Source organism: Pseudomonas citronellolis (assembly GCF_001586155.1).
In the GTDB taxonomy this organism is placed as follows: domain Bacteria; phylum Pseudomonadota; class Gammaproteobacteria; order Pseudomonadales; family Pseudomonadaceae; genus Pseudomonas; species Pseudomonas citronellolis.
The window spans coordinates 1452366-1468117 of record NZ_CP014158.1 but is presented as its reverse complement, the minus strand read 5'-3'; the positions used below and the strand labels follow the sequence as shown (position 1 = coordinate 1468117).

General features: G+C 68.7%; 11 protein-coding genes and 1 pseudogene. 3 read left to right on the top strand and 9 right to left on the bottom strand.

The genetic code is table 11. The features are described 5' to 3' along the window. Positions 1-66: 66 nt before the first annotated feature. Complete coding sequence (locus PcP3B5_RS06655; protein WP_061560846.1) at positions 67-2742, bottom strand: hybrid sensor histidine kinase/response regulator; 2676 nt, start codon at positions 2740-2742, stop codon at positions 67-69. Continuing rightward, positions 2732-3523 carry a response regulator transcription factor gene (locus PcP3B5_RS06650; RefSeq protein ID WP_058070500.1) on the bottom strand — a complete coding sequence of 264 codons (792 nt, stop codon included), beginning with the start codon at positions 3521-3523 and terminating at the stop codon, positions 2732-2734. The genes PcP3B5_RS06655 and PcP3B5_RS06650 overlap by 11 nt, the downstream gene beginning before the upstream one ends. 286 nt (positions 3524-3809) lie before the next feature. Here PcP3B5_RS06650 and PcP3B5_RS06645 point away from each other — a divergent pair, with 286 nt between their 5' ends. Next, positions 3810-5084, top strand: a complete 1275-nt coding sequence (locus PcP3B5_RS06645; protein ID WP_061560845.1) for an HD-GYP domain-containing protein — start codon at positions 3810-3812, stop codon at positions 5082-5084. A gap of 32 nt (positions 5085-5116) precedes the next feature. On the opposite strand, the gene PcP3B5_RS32530 is transcribed toward PcP3B5_RS06645, so the two are convergent. The 6 genes and pseudogenes from PcP3B5_RS32530 to PcP3B5_RS06620 form a co-directional block, all read right to left on the bottom strand. Beyond that, positions 5117-5980, bottom strand: a complete 864-nt coding sequence (locus tag PcP3B5_RS32530) for a methyl-accepting chemotaxis protein (RefSeq protein ID WP_420820165.1) — start codon at positions 5978-5980, stop codon at positions 5117-5119. Continuing rightward, positions 5975-7045: pseudogene (locus tag PcP3B5_RS32525) on the bottom strand (methyl-accepting chemotaxis protein); the annotation flags it as partial. The gene PcP3B5_RS32530 and the pseudogene PcP3B5_RS32525, both read right to left, overlap by 6 nt. 116 nt (positions 7046-7161) lie before the next feature. Next, positions 7162-8730: an FAD-binding oxidoreductase gene (locus PcP3B5_RS06635; protein ID WP_061560843.1), complete on the bottom strand. Its 1569-nt coding sequence runs from the start codon at positions 8728-8730 to the stop codon at positions 7162-7164. A gap of 13 nt (positions 8731-8743) precedes the next feature. After that, positions 8744-9430, bottom strand: a complete 687-nt coding sequence (locus tag PcP3B5_RS06630; protein WP_061560842.1) for a hypothetical protein — start codon at positions 9428-9430, stop codon at positions 8744-8746. Between the two features lie 10 nt (positions 9431-9440). Further along, positions 9441-9776, bottom strand: a complete 336-nt coding sequence (locus PcP3B5_RS06625; RefSeq protein WP_009618272.1) for a c-type cytochrome — start codon at positions 9774-9776, stop codon at positions 9441-9443. 44 nt (positions 9777-9820) lie between these two features. Beyond that, entirely contained in the window at positions 9821-11296 is a 1476-nt protein-coding gene (locus tag PcP3B5_RS06620) for an aldehyde dehydrogenase family protein (RefSeq protein WP_061560841.1), read from the bottom strand. Between the two features lie 529 nt (positions 11297-11825). Between PcP3B5_RS06620 and PcP3B5_RS06615 the strand changes: the two genes are divergently transcribed. Beyond that, a complete protein-coding gene (locus PcP3B5_RS06615; protein ID WP_061560840.1) occupies positions 11826-13676 on the top strand; it encodes a sigma-54-dependent Fis family transcriptional regulator in 1851 nt (616 codons plus the stop codon). Between the two features lie 515 nt (positions 13677-14191). Here PcP3B5_RS06615 and PcP3B5_RS06610 read toward each other — a convergent pair. Beyond that, complete coding sequence (locus PcP3B5_RS06610; protein WP_061560839.1) at positions 14192-15097, bottom strand: SphA family protein; 906 nt, start codon at positions 15095-15097, stop codon at positions 14192-14194. Positions 15098-15428: 331 nt separating this feature from the next. On the opposite strand from PcP3B5_RS06610, the gene tatA reads away from it, so the two are divergent. Beyond that, positions 15429-15653, top strand: coding sequence for a twin-arginine translocase TatA/TatE family subunit (gene tatA, locus PcP3B5_RS06605; RefSeq protein ID WP_043315140.1), 225 nt, complete (start codon positions 15429-15431; stop codon positions 15651-15653). Positions 15654-15752 lie beyond the last annotated feature (99 nt).

Genomic DNA, 15752 nt, shown 5'->3' with positions numbered 1-15752 from the left:
CCACACTCGCCCCCTAAGCCCGCAAGCCGCCAGGGCCTTTCCTTTCCAAAAATAAAACGCGGGACTTCACGGGTTGCTTCCCAGTAACCCCATCATTTCTTCCATGGAGTCCAAGTCCCCTGTTTCTGCCAGTTCTCGCAAGTACACCGCCAACTCCCCAGAGGCATCGGCGAGTGTTCGACTCCATTCGATGAGGTCGGTGATGGCGCCCGCTTCCACGAGCGCCTGAAGCTGTTGCCGCTGCCCTCGGCTCAAGGATTCCAACTGTCCGGCCAGCGCTTGCTGACGGCGGTCAGGCTTTTCGGTCACGCCGGCCAGGCCGCCGCGCAGGCGCAGCAGTTGGGCCAGGGTCACGCCCAGGTCGGCCAGGCTGATGGGCTTCACCAGGCTGGCGTCGAACGGCAGGCCGCCCGCCTGGCCGAGGGACTGCATGGTCTGCTGGGTGGCGGACATCAGCACCACCGGCAGCCCGGGCCAGCGCTCGCGCAGCGCCAGCAGGAGCTCGCCGCCGTTGCAGCGCGGCATCAGGTAGTCGGTCAGGACCAGGTCCGGCCGCTGCCCGCCCGGGCCCATCAGGCGCTCCAGGCAGTCCTGCCCGTCGACGGCCGCCTCGACGCGGAAGCGGCTGGCCTCGAGCAGGTCCACCAGCATGTCGCGGATATCGGCGTTGTCCTCGACGACCCACACCAGCTGCCCCTCGCCGCGCACCGGCAGGCTCTTCATCGGCAGGTCGAACAGCTGCGGCTGGGCCATGTCCTGCTCGGTGCCGACGGCCAGGGTCAGCTCGAAGGAAACCCGGGTGCCTTCGCCGGGCGCGCTCTGCACCGTCACCCGCCCGCCCATGAGCTGGACCCAGTGCTCGACGATGGCCAGGCCGAGCCCGGCGCCTTCCACGCCGGTGGCGTCGCAGCGGAAGAACGGGGTGAAGAGCTTGGGCAGGTCCTGCTCGGGGATGCCGCAGCCGGTGTCGCTGACGCAGAAGCGCAGCTGCGCCAGGCCCGTCTGCGGCGGCTGCCCGGCGGCCTGCACCTGCAGGGCGATGCGCCCGTCGCGGGTGAACTTGGCGGCGTTGTCCAGCAGGTTGGTCAGCACCTGGCGCAGGCGCTTGGCATCCAGCTGCAGCACCGTGGGAATGTCGCCGCACAGCGTCAGGCGGAAGGCGTTGCGGTTGCGCTGGGCGAGGATGTGCGCGTCCATCGCCACCGCGTCGAGCAGGCCGTGGATGTACACCGGCTGGATGTCCAGGCGGTCGCTGGAAACGCCGCGGGCGTGGTCGATCAGGTCGTTGATCAGGGTCAGCATGTGGCCGGCGCTGCGCAGGATGACACCGGCCTTGCGGGTGCCGCGCCCGCCCTCCTCCTGCAGCAGCTGGGCATAGCCGATGATGGAGGTCAGCGGCGAGCGCAGGTCGTGGCTGACGCGCCCGAGGAAGTCGATCTTCGCCTGGTTGGCGTCCTTGGCCTTCACCAGCGCGGCCTGCAGCTCCGCGGTGCGCCGGGATACCGCCTCTTCCAGTTGCGCCTTCTGCCGGCGCTCGCTCTGCAGGCTCTCGGTTTCCAGGCGTTGCTTGCGCATCTGCTGCTGCAGGGTGAACAGGCCGATGATGCCGATGATGATGCTCAGCCTGAGCATCACCACGTCCACGCTGAACTGCCCGCTGTAGCCCAGGTTGAGCAGGTGGCGAAGGATGAACCAGGAACTTTCCGCCCAGCTCAGCAGGAACAGCCCCGCCAGCACCTGCCGGCAGAAGTCGCCGCGCAGCCGCAGCGAGAACAGCGACAGCGGCCAGCAGGCCAGGAGGCAGAAGCTCAGCGACAGGTTCAGCGTGCGCGCCAGGTTGTTCGGCAGCAGCGGCAGGGCGACGACCAGCGCCAGGCAGGCGAACACGCCGGCCAGGTACAGGCGCCGCCATGCGCCCTGCCCGGCCAGGCCGAGCAGGCGCCGGGCTGCGACCAGGAAGCCGACCAGGGAAACCAGCCAGAAGGCGATGCGCATGCCCGGGCCGTGGATGAACTGCCCGCTGAACAGGTGGAAGGCCAGGTAGCCCTCCTTTTCCGCCTCCAGGGCGTAGGCCGCGCCCAGCCACACGGCGAGCATGGCGAAGCTCCAGTCCAGGCGCAGCAACAGCAGCACGGTCAGGGTGAGCACGCAGCCGAACAGCATCGCATGGGTCAGTTGCTCGACATTGTCCTGGGCCAGCACGGCGCCCATGTCCCACAGGTTCAGGGCCAGGCTCGGGCGGCTCTCGCTGCGCACCCGCAGCAGCAGCTCGCGGCTCTCCCCGGGGGCCAGCGCCACCGGCAGCAGGTTGCGCCGGCTGTGCAGCGAACGCTCGGCCAGGGGCACCGACAGGCCGATGCGCCAGTGCCCGTCGACGCGCCCGCCGGCCGCGTCCAGGCGGTACAGATCGACCTCGCCGACGCGCCAGGGCGCCACTTCCAGCCAGCGCTCCCAGGCGCTGGCGTCGGGGTTTTCCAGCCGCAGGCGCAGCCAGAGCGTCGACTCCCGCCGGGGCGCCGCCAGGCTGCTGGCATCGGCCGGCCGCCAGTCGGCCTGGCGCCAGGCTTGCTCGGGCGTCAGCGCCTGGCCGGGGGCCTCCTCGAACACCTGGGCGCTGCGGGTCAGGTCGATGTAGGGCGCCTGCAGGTCGCCGCGGTTGAGGAACAGCGACACGCCCATGACCAGCAGCAGCGCCAGGCTCCCCAGCAGGGCCGTGAAGGCGGCGCGCGGGTCAGGGCGCATCGCCGGGCTCCAGGTCCAGGCGCGACTGGCGGAACTGGCTGGGCGAGAGGCCATAGCGCTCGCGGAAGGCAGTGGAGAAGTTGGCCCCGCTGGTGAAACCCACCTCCAATGCGATGGCCTGGATCGGCAGGCCGGTGCCGCTGAGCAGCACGCAGGCCTCCTTCATGCGCTCCTCGCGCAGGTACTCGAAGACCGTCACGCCCACGCACTGGCGGAAGGCCTCGTTCAGGCGCTTGCTGTTGGTGCCCACGGCCTCGGCCAGCTCCTGCAGTTCCGGGGTGTGCGACAGCGCGCGCAGCAGCACCTGGCGGGCCGACTGGAAGAGGATGCTGTCGAGGTTGCCGGCGTGGCTGGGCGGCATGGGCGAGGCTTGCCGGTCGGTGCCCCAGCGGCGCAGGTGGATGGCCAGGCGCAGGCGGATTTCTTCGAGGTTGAAGGGCTTGGCGATGTAGTCGACGGCGCCCACCAGCAGCCCCTGGACGCGTTCCTCGGGGGTGTTCGCCCCGCTCAGGAACACCACCGGGATATCCCGCGTATGGGTGTTCGCCTGCATCATCCGGCAGCAGGTCAGGCCATCCCACACGGGCATCAGCACGTCCATCAGCACCAGGTCCGGGTTGATCATCTGGACTTTCTTGAAGGCGTCCTGGCCGTTGCTCGCCAGGTAGATGCGGCAGCCCTGCTGCTGCAGGTATTCGGCGAGCAGGCGACGTTCGCTCTCCAGATCATCGACGACCAGGATGCGCTGCCCCTCCAGCGCATCGGGAATAAAGCTCGGCATTCCGATGAGTTCCTACACGTCAGTCCCCGCCCGACCGTTACTTTGCCATTACAGAGGGAATTTTCCGTATACGACGAAAATATTTTGCCTGCTGGCAAAGGGCCACGGCACTCCAGCAGAAGCGCTACTTCCTGGCGCCGAGATAATGGCACCGAACGAAGGAGAGGCCCCTTGGCCCGTAGGTACCCCATGCCAGCAGAGTGCGTGACTGTCTCGCCCGCCCGCCCCGGCCGGCGTTCCCCGGAGGGCTGCCGCAGCCCGGCGCCGCCGCCACGGAGCCTGCCCCATGCTTAAGCGGATTCGCACCGACCAGGTTCGCCTGGGCATGTTCATCCAGTCGCTGGAGGGCAGCTGGCTGTCCCACCCCTTCTGGAAGACCCGCTTCATGCTGGAGAACCCCGGCGACCTGCGCGCCCTGCAGAACAGCGGCGTGCAATGGCTGTGGATCGACGACGCCCGCGGCCTGGGCGTCACCGACGCCGTCGCGCCGGCGGCGCAGGACCCCGGCGCGGCGCCCGCCGCAGGCATCGCCGAGCCGGTCGTGGCGCTGGCCTGCGAGGCGCCGCCGGCCATCTATCCGAACGAGTTCTTCGAAGCCGCGCGCATCCTCGAACGCTCCAAGCTGACGCTGATGGAGCTGTTCCGCGAGGCGCGCATGGGCCGGGCGATCGACCTGGACCTGTGCCTGCCGCTGGTGGAGGACATCTGCGCCTCGCTGGCCCGCGACGCCTCGGCGCTGATCAGCCTGGCGCGGCTGAAGAACAAGGACGAATACACCTACATGCACTCGGTGACGGTGTGCGCGCTGATGGTCGCTCTGGCCCGCCAGCTCGGCCTGGATGTCGAGGCCCAGCGCGAGGCCGGCCTGGCCGGGATGCTCCACGACATCGGCAAGATGGCCATGCCGCCGGCGATCCTCAACAAGCCCGGCAAGCTCGACGAGGCCGAGCTCGCCATCATGCGCACCCACCCCGAACGCGGCCACGAGATGCTGCGCCAGCACACCCGGCTGTCGCCCCAGGTGCTGGACGTCTGCCTGCACCACCACGAGCGCTACGACGGCACCGGCTACCCGCACCGCCTGGCCGGCAACCAGATCAGCCTGCTGGCGCGCATGGCGGCGATCTGCGACGTCTACGACGCCATCACCTCGGACCGCCCGTACAAGTGCGCCTGGGAAGCCGCCGGCTCCCTGGCGCGCATGGCCAGCTGGGAGGGGCATTTCGACCCGCAGCTGTTCCAGGCCTTCGTCAAGACCATCGGCATCTACCCCATCGGCAGCCTGGTGCGCCTGGAGTCCGGCCACCTTGGGGTGGTGGTCCAGCAGAACCCGGAGAACCTGACGCGCCCGCAGGTGCAGGTGTTCTTCTGCAGCCACCGGCGCCAGGCCATCGCTAAGGAACTGCGCGACCTGGCCGACGTGCGCATCTACGACCGCATCGTCCAGCGCGAGGACCCGCTGCGCTGGGGCTTCAGGAACCTGGAGCGGCTCTGGCTGCCCGACGGCCTGGTGCCGCCCGGGATGGTCCCCAGCCGGGGCCACGACGACGGGCACGGCTGAAGACGTGCCCGGGCCCCGGCGGCGTTCGGGGCTCAGACGTGGAAGCGGCCGACCAGCGCCTGCAGCTCGCCGCCCAGGCGCGCCAGCTCCACGCTGGAGGCGGCGACTTCTTCGCTGGCCGCGGCGGTCTGTTCGGACACGTCGCGCACGCTCACCACGCTGCGGCTGATTTCCTCGGCCACGGCGCTTTGTTCCTCGGCCGCGGTGGCGATCTGCTGGTTCATCGCCTGGATGTTCGACACGGTGCGGGTGATGCTGCCCAGGGATTCGCCGGCCTGGCGGCTCAGGGCCACGCTGCTGGCGGTCAGCTCGCGGCTGCCGAGCATGACGCTGGAGACCTGGCGGGTGCCGCTCTGCAGGCCGGCGACCAGGGCTTCGATCTCTTCGGTGGACTGCTGGGTGCGCTGGGCCAGGGCGCGGACTTCGTCGGCCACCACGGCGAAGCCGCGGCCGGCTTCCCCGGCGCGGGCGGCTTCGATGGCGGCGTTGAGGGCCAGCAGGTTGGTCTGCTCGGCCACCGACTTGATCACGTCCATGACCTTGCCGATCTTCTCGCTCTCCTGCTCCAGGCGCTGCATGGCGTCGGCGGAGCGTTCCACTTCCTCGGCCAGGCGCTCGATCTGTTCCACGGCCTGGTTCACCACGCGGTCGCCGTCGTGGGCTTCGCGGTCGGCGGCGGACGCGGCCTGGGAGGCCTGCTCGGCATTGCGCGCCACTTCCTGCACGGTGGCGGACATTTCGTGCATGGCGGTGGCCACCTGGTCGGTCTCGACCTTCTGGCTGTTGGCGCCGGCGCTGGTCTGCTCGGTAACCGCCGAAAGCTGCTCGGCGGCGCTGGCGATCTGCGTCACGCCATCGCGGATGCCGCCGATCAGGTCGCGCAGGTTCCAGCTCATGCGCTGCATGCTCTGCTGCAGGCTGCCCAGCTCGTCGCGGCGGCGGACCTGGATGTTCTGCGACAGGTCGCCCGAGGCGATGCGCTCGACCACCTGCAGGGTGTCGTGCAGCGGCCGGGTGATGCGGCGGGTGATGAACCAGGCGGCCAGGGCGCTGGCCAGTATCGCCAGCAGGGCCACGCAGGCCTGGGCCATGCGGCTGAAGGCCGCCACTTCGTCGCGTAGTTCGATCTGCTGGCGGGTCAGCTCTTGGGTGATCTCGCGGGTCTGCTCGGCGACCTTGACCAGCACCTGGCGGGCCTGTTCCACCGTGGCGGTGGCGGCCCGGTAGGCCTCGATGCACTTGGCGTAGCTCTGCTGGTCCGCCGCCACCGCCAGCAGTTCGGCGGGGGGCTGTGCGCCGAAGACCTTGGCCTGGCGCGGGAAGTTTTCCATGGCCAGGCGCATCTGTTCGTTCAGCAGCCGCTCGGACTCCGGCCCGGGGTGGGCCACGTAGCCCGCCGCGCGGTAGCGGACCAGCAGCAGGTCCTGCATCAGCTGCGTGCCGGCCTGGTAGTAGGCGAAGCGGCGTTCGTCGTGTTCGTCCAGGCCCGCCGCCAGCGCTTGCAGGGCGCTGAGCGCCTTGAAGGCGCGCTCGGCGCGCTCGGCCATCTCGTCGCGAACGGCGCTGGCCGCATGGTTGGCGGCCTGCAGTTTGCCAAGGGCCTGGTGGTAGTCGCCGACCAGTTCGCCCTGTTGCTGCTCCAGGGCGAGCAGGTCCGCGCGGGCGAACAGCTTGCGCGCGCGCATCGCCGCCTGCTGGCGCTCGAAGTCGTCCAGCGCCGCGCCCAGGCGCTGCTCGCTGGCCGCCTTGGCGCCGTCCAGCAAATAGTCCTGCAGCGACAGGCGCAGTTCCGCCAGCGCTTCGTTGAGCGCGCCGTAGACCTCCTGGGCCCGGCTGCGCTGCAACAGGCTCTCGCGGCTGATCCAGTCGCCCACCGCGAGCAGCGCGGTGAGGCACAGGACCAGGCCGAAGCCCAGCCCCAGCTTGTAGGTGACGCCGAGGTTGTCAAACCAGTTGCGCATGGCGCGAGTCGCTCCCGTTCCGGGGCCCCCGGCACCCGGCGTGCGCGGAACGGGCCTGTTGATCCAGCTGTACGAAACGGCCCCGCCGGCGATTGCCGGAGGGGCCGTTGCGGTTGCTAGAAGTTGTTGGCGAGGTCGATGCCGGACTTGCCCGGCGAGAGGATGTTGTTCGGGTCCAGGGCGCGCTTGATGGCGTGTTCCACCTTGCGCTTGACCGGGCCGTAGATCTGCGCCACGCGGTCCTGGAAGGCGGTGTTCACGCGGTACACGGCGTAGCCCTCCTTGGCGAACTCGTCCAGCAGCTCGGCGAAGCAGTCGTGGGCGCGCTGGGTCTCCTCGGGGTCGGTGCGGTCGTAGAGCACGTCGATCACATGGTGCATGTCGCGCCAGCCGACGATGAACTCGCCGGTGTAGTCCAGGCCGTGCTTGTTGAGGATGCGCTTGGCCAGCACCTTCTGCTTGTCGCACTCGCTGCCGCGCGCCTGGCTGACCGGGGCGAACCACATCGAGCCACCGCCGCCGCGCCAGTTGTACAGGCCGAATTCCTGCAGGTTGGGCACGCCGCTCATCAGCTCGGCGCGGTACTTGAACGGCTGGGTGTCGCCGGCCTGTTCCTGGGTGACGATGCGGCCCTTGCCGGACTTCTTCACGGTCTCGGTGACGATCTTCCAGTTCACCTCCACCTGCTCGGCGGTGCCGTACAGCGCCGCGTAGACGTTCCACTGGCCCAGGCCCTTGTCCTTGACGATCTGCTGGACCACGGAATCCGGCGTTGCGCCCTTCTCCTTGATGTAGTCCGAGCGGCGCACGCTGATGCCGCCGGCCTCCCACAGCGCGTTGGCGATCACCACCGCGTTGGGGATGATCTGGGCGATGCGCAGCGGGCGGATCATCTCGACGATGTCGGCGATGTCCGCCTCGTCGTCGTAGACGATGCTGAAGGGCTTGAACACCGGCGGCTTGGGCATCAGCCAGAAGCCCATCTTGGTGCAGATGCCGTAGTTGGCCTGGGTGAACATGCCGTCCAGGGTCGGGCCGTAGCCCCACTTGAACACCTGCCAGGCCTTGTCGCCGGGCACCCCGCCCATGCCGGTGCGGTAGACGTCGCCGTTGGCCAGCACCACTTCCATGCCGCACTGCATGAGGAAGTGCTCGCCGTAGGGGGTGTAGCCCACGCCGCGGTCCATGGTGTTGCCCACCGGGCCGGCGATGGCCGAGGGCGCGGAGAACGACAGCATCAGCGGCAGATTATTTTCCTGCAGGTAGTCGTAGAGCTGGCCGTAGGTGACGCCGGGCTCGACCAGGGCGGTGCACAGCTCCGGGTCGACGTGGATGATCTTGTTCATCTTCTTCAGGTCGAGGATGACCTGGCCGCGTTGCGCCGGGGCCGCAGAGCCGTAGCCGAAGTTGCGGCCGGTGGAGATGGTCCACAGCGGGATCTTGAACTCGTTGCAGATCTTCACCACGCCCTGCACCTGCTCCAGGCTGGTGGCGGTGACGGCGGCGGAAGGCGCGTGCTCGGCGTTGTCCACCGGCATCATGATCTTGCCGTAGGGGATCAGCTGGTCGTCCTTGGCCAGGACGTTCTCCTCGCCCAGCAGCTTGCGGAACTTGGCCAGCGCCTGCTGGAAGTGGCTGGCGTCGACGCCGCGCGGGAGCACGGCCTTGTTGGTTGCGTCAGTCATGGGAGGTGCTCCTTCAAGCCTGGATCGAGAACGAAACGAAATGCCCGGCCAGCGGGCTCGGGCGGCCGGCCACCAGCGGCGCGGACGCCGGCGGCTGCGCGCCGAGCGAGGCCAGGCCGTAGCCGAGGGTGGCGGCCCATTGCTCGGCATTGCCGGCGCTGCGGCCGGCTGCGCCCAGGCGCAGGGGCTGGCGGCTGCCCAGCGGGCATTGCTCGCGCAGGTCGAAGCCGGCGCCGCAGGCGTCCAGCTGCAGGCCCAGTTGCAGGGCGTGGCCGTGGGCGGCGTCCGCGGTGATCAGCCGGTGCCGCGAGGCGCGCGCATCGGCGCTGTGCTCACCGAGCCACTGCACGCGGGCGCCGGCGCTGCGCGCCAGGTCGACCACCAGCGCGGCGCTGGCGTCGTCCAGCAGGCCGACGATGCGCTGCGGCCGTCCGGCCTCCAGGCGCTGTTGCAGTTCACGGACGAAAGCCAGGCTGGCATCGCTGCGCAGCACCTCGGCCCGGGCCGCGGCCGGGTTGGCAGCGAGGCCCTGGAGGAAGGCCGAGCCGGCCACCGCCGGGCTGATGAGCACCAGCGTCGGCTGTGCCACGGCGCTGCCGGCGACGCCACGCGCCAGGGCCAGGCCGGAGCCGCCTATGGCGATGCCCGCCAGCCCGCCCAGGGCCATGCCCTTGAGCAGGGAACGACGTTCGAGATTCATGGCGCGCTCCTCAGGGCTTGGCCGCCGGCGCGGGCGCCTGCGAGATGTAGTCGGCGACCTGTTGCAGCGCCTTGTCGTCGATGAAGGAAGCCGGCCAGGCCGGCATCGCCCGCAGGCCGTTGCGCGCCACCGCGACTATGTAGGGCGACGGCAGCTGGCGCCCCTTCAGCTCCGGCCCGATGCCGGTCTCGTGGCAGCGGCCGCAGACTTTCTCGTAGACGTTGGCGCCGCCTTTCCACACGCCGTCGCCGTCGGCGAAGGCGCTACCGGCCAGCACGAGCAAGGGCACGCAAAGGCAAGCAGCGAAGGTCCGTTTCACAGCCGGGCTGTCGAAGGATAAGGACATTTCGTACTCCATCTTGTTATTGGATTGGTGGGACCGGCGACCGCTCAGAAGGGATAGGGCCGCGGCGAGTGCTGCAGGGTGATCCAGTGGTCGGTGGTGAATTCCTCGATCGCCCAGTCGCCGTTGAAGCGGCCCAGGCCGGAGTTCTTTTCGCCGCCGAAGGGCGCGTTGGGTTCGTCGTTGACCGGCATGTCGTTGACGTGGGTCATGCCCGCGTGGATGCGCTGGGCGAACTGCACGCCGCGCTCCAGGCTCGACGTGAACACCGCGCTGGACAGGCCGTATTCGCTGCCGTTGGCCAGCTCCAGCGCATGCTCGGCGTCGCGCGCGGCCTGGATGCCCACCAGCGGGCCGAAGATCTCCTCGCGGGCGATCTCCATGCCGGCGTGCACGTCGCCGAACACGTGGGGCGGCATGACGTTACCCTGGGGCTCGCCGCCGACCAGCAGGCGCGCGCCCTCGTCCAGGGCCTTGGCGACCTTCTCGCGCAGGCCCTGCAGTTGGCGGTCGTTGATCACCGGGCCGACCACGGTTTCCGGCTTGCGCGGGTCGCCGTAGGGCAGCGCCTGGACGCGCTCGACGAAGCGCCGGGTGAAGGCTTCCAGCGCCGGCTGTTCGACGATGATGCGGTTGATCGCCATGCAGATCTGCCCCTGGTGGAGGAACTTGCCCACCACCGCGGCGTTCACCGCCTGCTCGATGTCGGCGTCGGCCAGGACCACGAAGGGGCTGTTGCCGCCCAGTTCCAGGGCCACGTGCTTGAGGTGCGCGCCGCCGCTGGCGATGCGGCCGATGTTGCGCCCGACCTGGGTCGAGCCGGTGAAGGAGATGAAGGCCGGCACCGGGTGCTCGACGAAGGCGTCGCCGATCTCGCTGCCGGCGCCGACCACCACGCTGAGCACGCCGGCCGGCAGCCCGGCCTCCTCGAACACGCGCGCCAGCAGCAGGCCGCCGGACACCGGGGTGTCGCTGGCCGGCTTGACCACCACGGCGTTGCCCAGGGCCAGGGCCGGGGCCAGCGAACGCTGGGTGAGGTGCAGAGGGAAGTTCCACGGGCTGATCACCCCGACCACCCCGAGCGGCACGCGGTACACGCGGCTTTCCTTGCCTGGCACGTTGGAGGCGACGATGCGTCCGTGCACGCGGTTCGGCAGGCTGGCCGCCTCCAGGGTGATGGCGCGCGCCGCGCCCCATTCGATCTGCGCCTTGAGCAGGGTGCTGCCGGATTCGCGGACCAGCCAGTCGATGATCTCCTCGCGGCGCGCATCGAGGATGCGCACCGCTTCGAGCATCACCCGGGCGCGCTCGGCAGGCGCAGTGGCGGCCCAGGCCACCTGGGCCTCGGCGGCCTTGGCATAGGCGGCGTCGAGGTCGGCGCGGTCGGCCAGGGCCAGGCGCAGCAGGCTCTGCCCGGTGTAGGGGTCGAGGACCTCCATGTGCCGGCCGCTGCTCCCGGCGCGCCAGGCGCCGGCGATCGGCTGCAGGTCGAGGTTCTGGTAGGGCTGGGGTCTGGTGCTCATCGTTGCTGGTGCCTCTTGTCTGGACGAGGGACGGCCGCCGCCGGCCTGGGCGAAGGCCACGGAAACAGGGAAACGGGCTGGGCGAAGGTCAGTCGCCGGGGCGGGCCGGGCGGCGCCGGGCAAGGGCGGGATGGGCTAGTGCACGGGCATGGCGGAAAGCGCGGAGGATGTTCATGTCGAAATCACCGGTTTCTTGTTATGGATTTTTCAGTTGCAAGTGTTTCGGCATTAACAACTATCGTGCCAGCTGCGTCTTCTTTAAAAATATCCTTTAAAAACAGATAGTTGATATTTTATCGAGGGATTTCTACGGCGCCTTTCGCGCTGGCGGCGCGGCGGCCGCGGAATTTTGTGCAGAGAAAATCGCGGCGCTGGAGAAAGCTCGACGGACGCGGCCAAAAACGGGATTTCGTGCGGTTATCGTACATTTTGCGCTCGCCGCCCCTCCCCGTAAGACTGGAATCCGATTGACCGCCGTGGCCGGGCCGGCATACTCCCCAGACCAGCCTGCGTCTTCTTGAACTGCCTTATGACTATTACAAATCCGGGCAAGCACGGGCGCGCGGTGGACGAAGAGTTCTTCCGGCACATGCTCAGCCGGCAGAAACGCCTGATCGTCGACCGCGCCTGCCAATTCGATCCACGGGGCCTGCCTTCTGCCGAACAACTGGCCGAGACCGTGGCCTTCTCTCCGCAGGATGGCAGCATCTGGCTGTGCGGCCAGCGCATGATGCTGCTGCAGGGCTCCGCCTTCGGCGCCATCCGCCGCGAACTGATCGAGGCCCAGGGGTTGGACAAGGCCCGCGGCCTGCTCACCCGCATCGGCTGGCAGGCCGGCGCGCGCGACGCGGCGCAGGTCAGCGAGCAGTGGCCCGAGGGCGACCACGCCAGCCTGTACAGCGCCGGGCCGCGCCTGCACATGCTCGAAGGGATGGTCAACGTCGAGCCGATCAACTTCGAGATCGACACCAGCATCGGCCACTTCTACTCCGAGTTCTTCTGGCACAACTCGCTGGAGGCCGACGAGCACATCGCCACCTACGGCCTGGGCAGCGAGCCCTCGTGCTGGATGGGCATCGGGTACGCCAGCGGCTATGCCTCGTCGCTGCTCGGGCGCCTGGTGGTGTTCCGCGAGGTGGAGTGCCGCGCCATGGGCCACCACGCCTGCCGCATCATCGGCAAGCCGGCGGAGGAATGGGAGGACATCGACGCCGACCTGGCCCACCTGGACGCCAGCGACTTCCTCGGCCGCAGCACCTACGGCAGCAGCCAGGCGACCACGGTCGCCACGCTGCCCAGCCCCGACGAAGACCAGCCGATGGTCGGCATCTCCGCCGCCTTCATGGCCGCCAGCCAGCTGCTGCAGCGCGTGGCGCCGACCCAGGCGACGGTGCTGCTGACCGGGGAATCCGGCGTGGGCAAGGAACTCTTCGCCCGCACCCTGCACCAGGCCAGCAAGCGCAGCCAGGGGCCGCTGGTGGCGCTGAACTGCGCGACCCTGCCGGAGAACCTGGTGGAGGCCGAGCTGTTCGGCGTCGAGCGCGGGGCCTTCACCGGCGCCGAGCGCTCGCGGCCCGGGCGCTTCGAAAGGGCCAACGGCGGCACCCTGTTCCTCGACGAGATCGCCACCCTCAGCCTGGCCGCGCAGAGCAAGATCCTGCGCGTGCTGCAGGAAGGCGAGCTGGAGCGGGTCGGCGGCACCACGGCGATCCGCGTAGATGTGCGGGTGGTCGCGGCCACCAACCTCGACCTGCGCCGCGAGGTGGAGGCCGGGCGCTTCCGCGAGGACCTGTTCTACCGCCTGAACGTCTTCCCCATCCACCTGCCGCCGCTGCGCGAGCGCCGGGAAGACATCCCGCTGCTGATGAGCTACTTCCTGCGCAAGTTCAGCCTGCGCCACGGCCGGCAGTTGGCGGGCTTCAGCACGCGCCTGGTCAACGCGCTGCTGACCTACCGCTTCCCGGGCAACATCCGCGAGCTGCAGAACCTCATCGAACGCGGCGTCATCGCCGCCGCCGATGGCGAGGTGATGGACGTCATCCACCTGGCCGAAGGCGGCGCCGAGCCGATCGCCGCGCCCATAGGGCTGACGGCGGAAGGCCGGCTGTCCCGCCCCCTGGCCGAAACCGGCAGCGAACCGCCCGCGCAGGCGCCAGCGACGCCCGAAGCCGCGCCCGGCAAGGCCGTGGAAGAACCCGAACTGGCCAGCCTGCTCGCCTTCGTCTCCGGCCGCAACCCGACCCTCGGCATCTCCCTGGAAGACGTGGAAAGACGCCTGGTGCAGGTGGCGATGGAACGCACCGGCGGCAACATCACCGCCGCCGCGCAGATGCTCGGCATGAGCCGCGCCCAGGTCAGCTACCGGTTGAAGGGGCGCTGAGGCGGGGGCCTGCAGCTGCGCATACCGTCGTAGGATGGTGTTGAGCGAAGCGATACCCATCACCACGACCGCATGGGTATCGCAAGCTCAACCCATCCTACGGGGCGTCATGTTTACCGTAAGCGGACCTTGTCCGCGATTCGCGCGCAGGGCGCGCTCCTACAGGGGAATGGCGTAGGCGGGGCAGCGTAAGCGGATCTCATCCGCGAATCGCGCCGGTGGCCCCGGCTATCGCGGAGAAGCTCCGCTCCTACCGCATGGGCGAGCATGGCTTTTCGTAGGATGGTGTTGAGCGAAGCGATACCCATCACCACGACCGCATGGGTATCGCAGGCTCAACCCATCCTACGGGGCGTCATGTTTACCGTAGCGGGCCCTGCCCGCGAATCGCGCGCAGGGCGCGCTCCTACAGGGGAATGGCGTAGGCGGGGCAGCGTAGGATCTCATCCGCGAATCGCGCCGATGGTTCCGGCTATCGCGGAGAAGCTCCGCTCCTACGAAAAGCCCTCGGGCTTTTAGAGCGGCGTAGTGAACTTGAACCAGAACGTCTGCCCATCCGGCCGGTTGCGCACGCCCGTATCGTCCTGCCACTTGGCACTGAAGAACCAGCCATCCTTACTCGCGTACTGCACCGCCGGGCCGATGGAGAAAGTCCGCCCGCGGGAGTCCTCGACGCTATGGCCATCGAGCTTGTCGTCGCTGATCTGCTGGTACGCGTGGCCGCCGACGCCGAGCACCCAGCCGTTGCCCATGCCCCAGCCGAGGGTGTAGTCGGCGTGCAGTTCGCGGCCGGACTGGTAGTCGGTGGCGCGGTTCTCGAAGTTGTAGTCGTGCATCAGGCGGATGTCGGCGTTGGGCCCCGCCGGGTCCACGTAGGTCATCGCCAGCACCGCCTGCACGGTGTAGTAGTGGGTGCCCAGGTTGATGATGTCGTCCTTGTCGTAGCTGCCGGTGGGCAGCACGAAGTCGACGCCGGTGGCCACGTGGAACTTCTCGCTCGGGTGGAAGCCGATCACCGGCCCCAGGTGGGCGTCGCCGATGCCGCGCTTGTGGTCGTGGGGGCCATTCTTGATGTTCAGGCGCATGTCGGTGAGCGGCAGCAGGGCATGGAAGCCGAGGTCGCCGCCCAGCACCTTCTGCTCCGTCACCCAGACGAAACGCGGCACCAGGGTGGAGACCCGCAGGTCGATGTCGGCGGCCTTGTGGCCGCCGTTGTCGCGCAACGTATCGGCCAGGTAGTTGCCCGCGAACAGTTGGGCGTAGGTGCCAGGCGGTGGAAGGATGCCCATCCCGTAGATCTCGATGCCCATGGGCCAGGAGGAGGTGCCGCCCTCCGTGGCGAGGGCCGAGGTGGCGGCGCCGGCCAGGAGCATGGCGCAGGCGAGGCGGGATACGCGAAGGCGAACGGATTGATCGAACATGGGAGTGCCGGCCTTTTGTTGTTATCGGATTGGCGCGCGGCCACTTGCGTGCCGCGCCGGCGATCCCCAATCAATTACCATGCCACGAGTTAAACACTTAAAAATCAATTAGTTATAAATATTCAGCGGACAAGCCAAGCGAATACTCTTAAGAAAATTCCACTCCTCGCGGAAAAGTCTCCAGCCCTGCCCTCCCGCCGTAGATCGGCCACCCGCACGATCCACGAAAAGTCCAGGTTATCTGTTGGATAGTGCCTTCTTCCCCAGAACCCACCCACCAAAAATGCAGGCGCCAATAACAACAACCGAACCGCGATCTGGAGACATGGTGATGGGCATATTCGACTGGAAACACTGGCTGGTCCTGCTGCTGGTGGCGCTGCTGGTATTCGGCAGCAAGCGGGTGAAACACCTGGGCAGCGACCTCGGCGAAGCCATCAAGGGCTTCCGCCGCTCGGTCAACGCCGACGACGAGCCGGCGGCGCAGAAGCTGGCCGGGGAAGAAGCCATCGCCGAGCCCCGGCGGCTGCAGGAAAGCGCCCGCCAGCAAGCCTGAAAGCCCACAACCTGTAGGAGCGGGCCCTGCCCGCGATTTCGCGCGCAGGGCGCGCTCCTACAGGGGAATGGCGCAGGTGGGGCAGCGTAGGAGCGGATC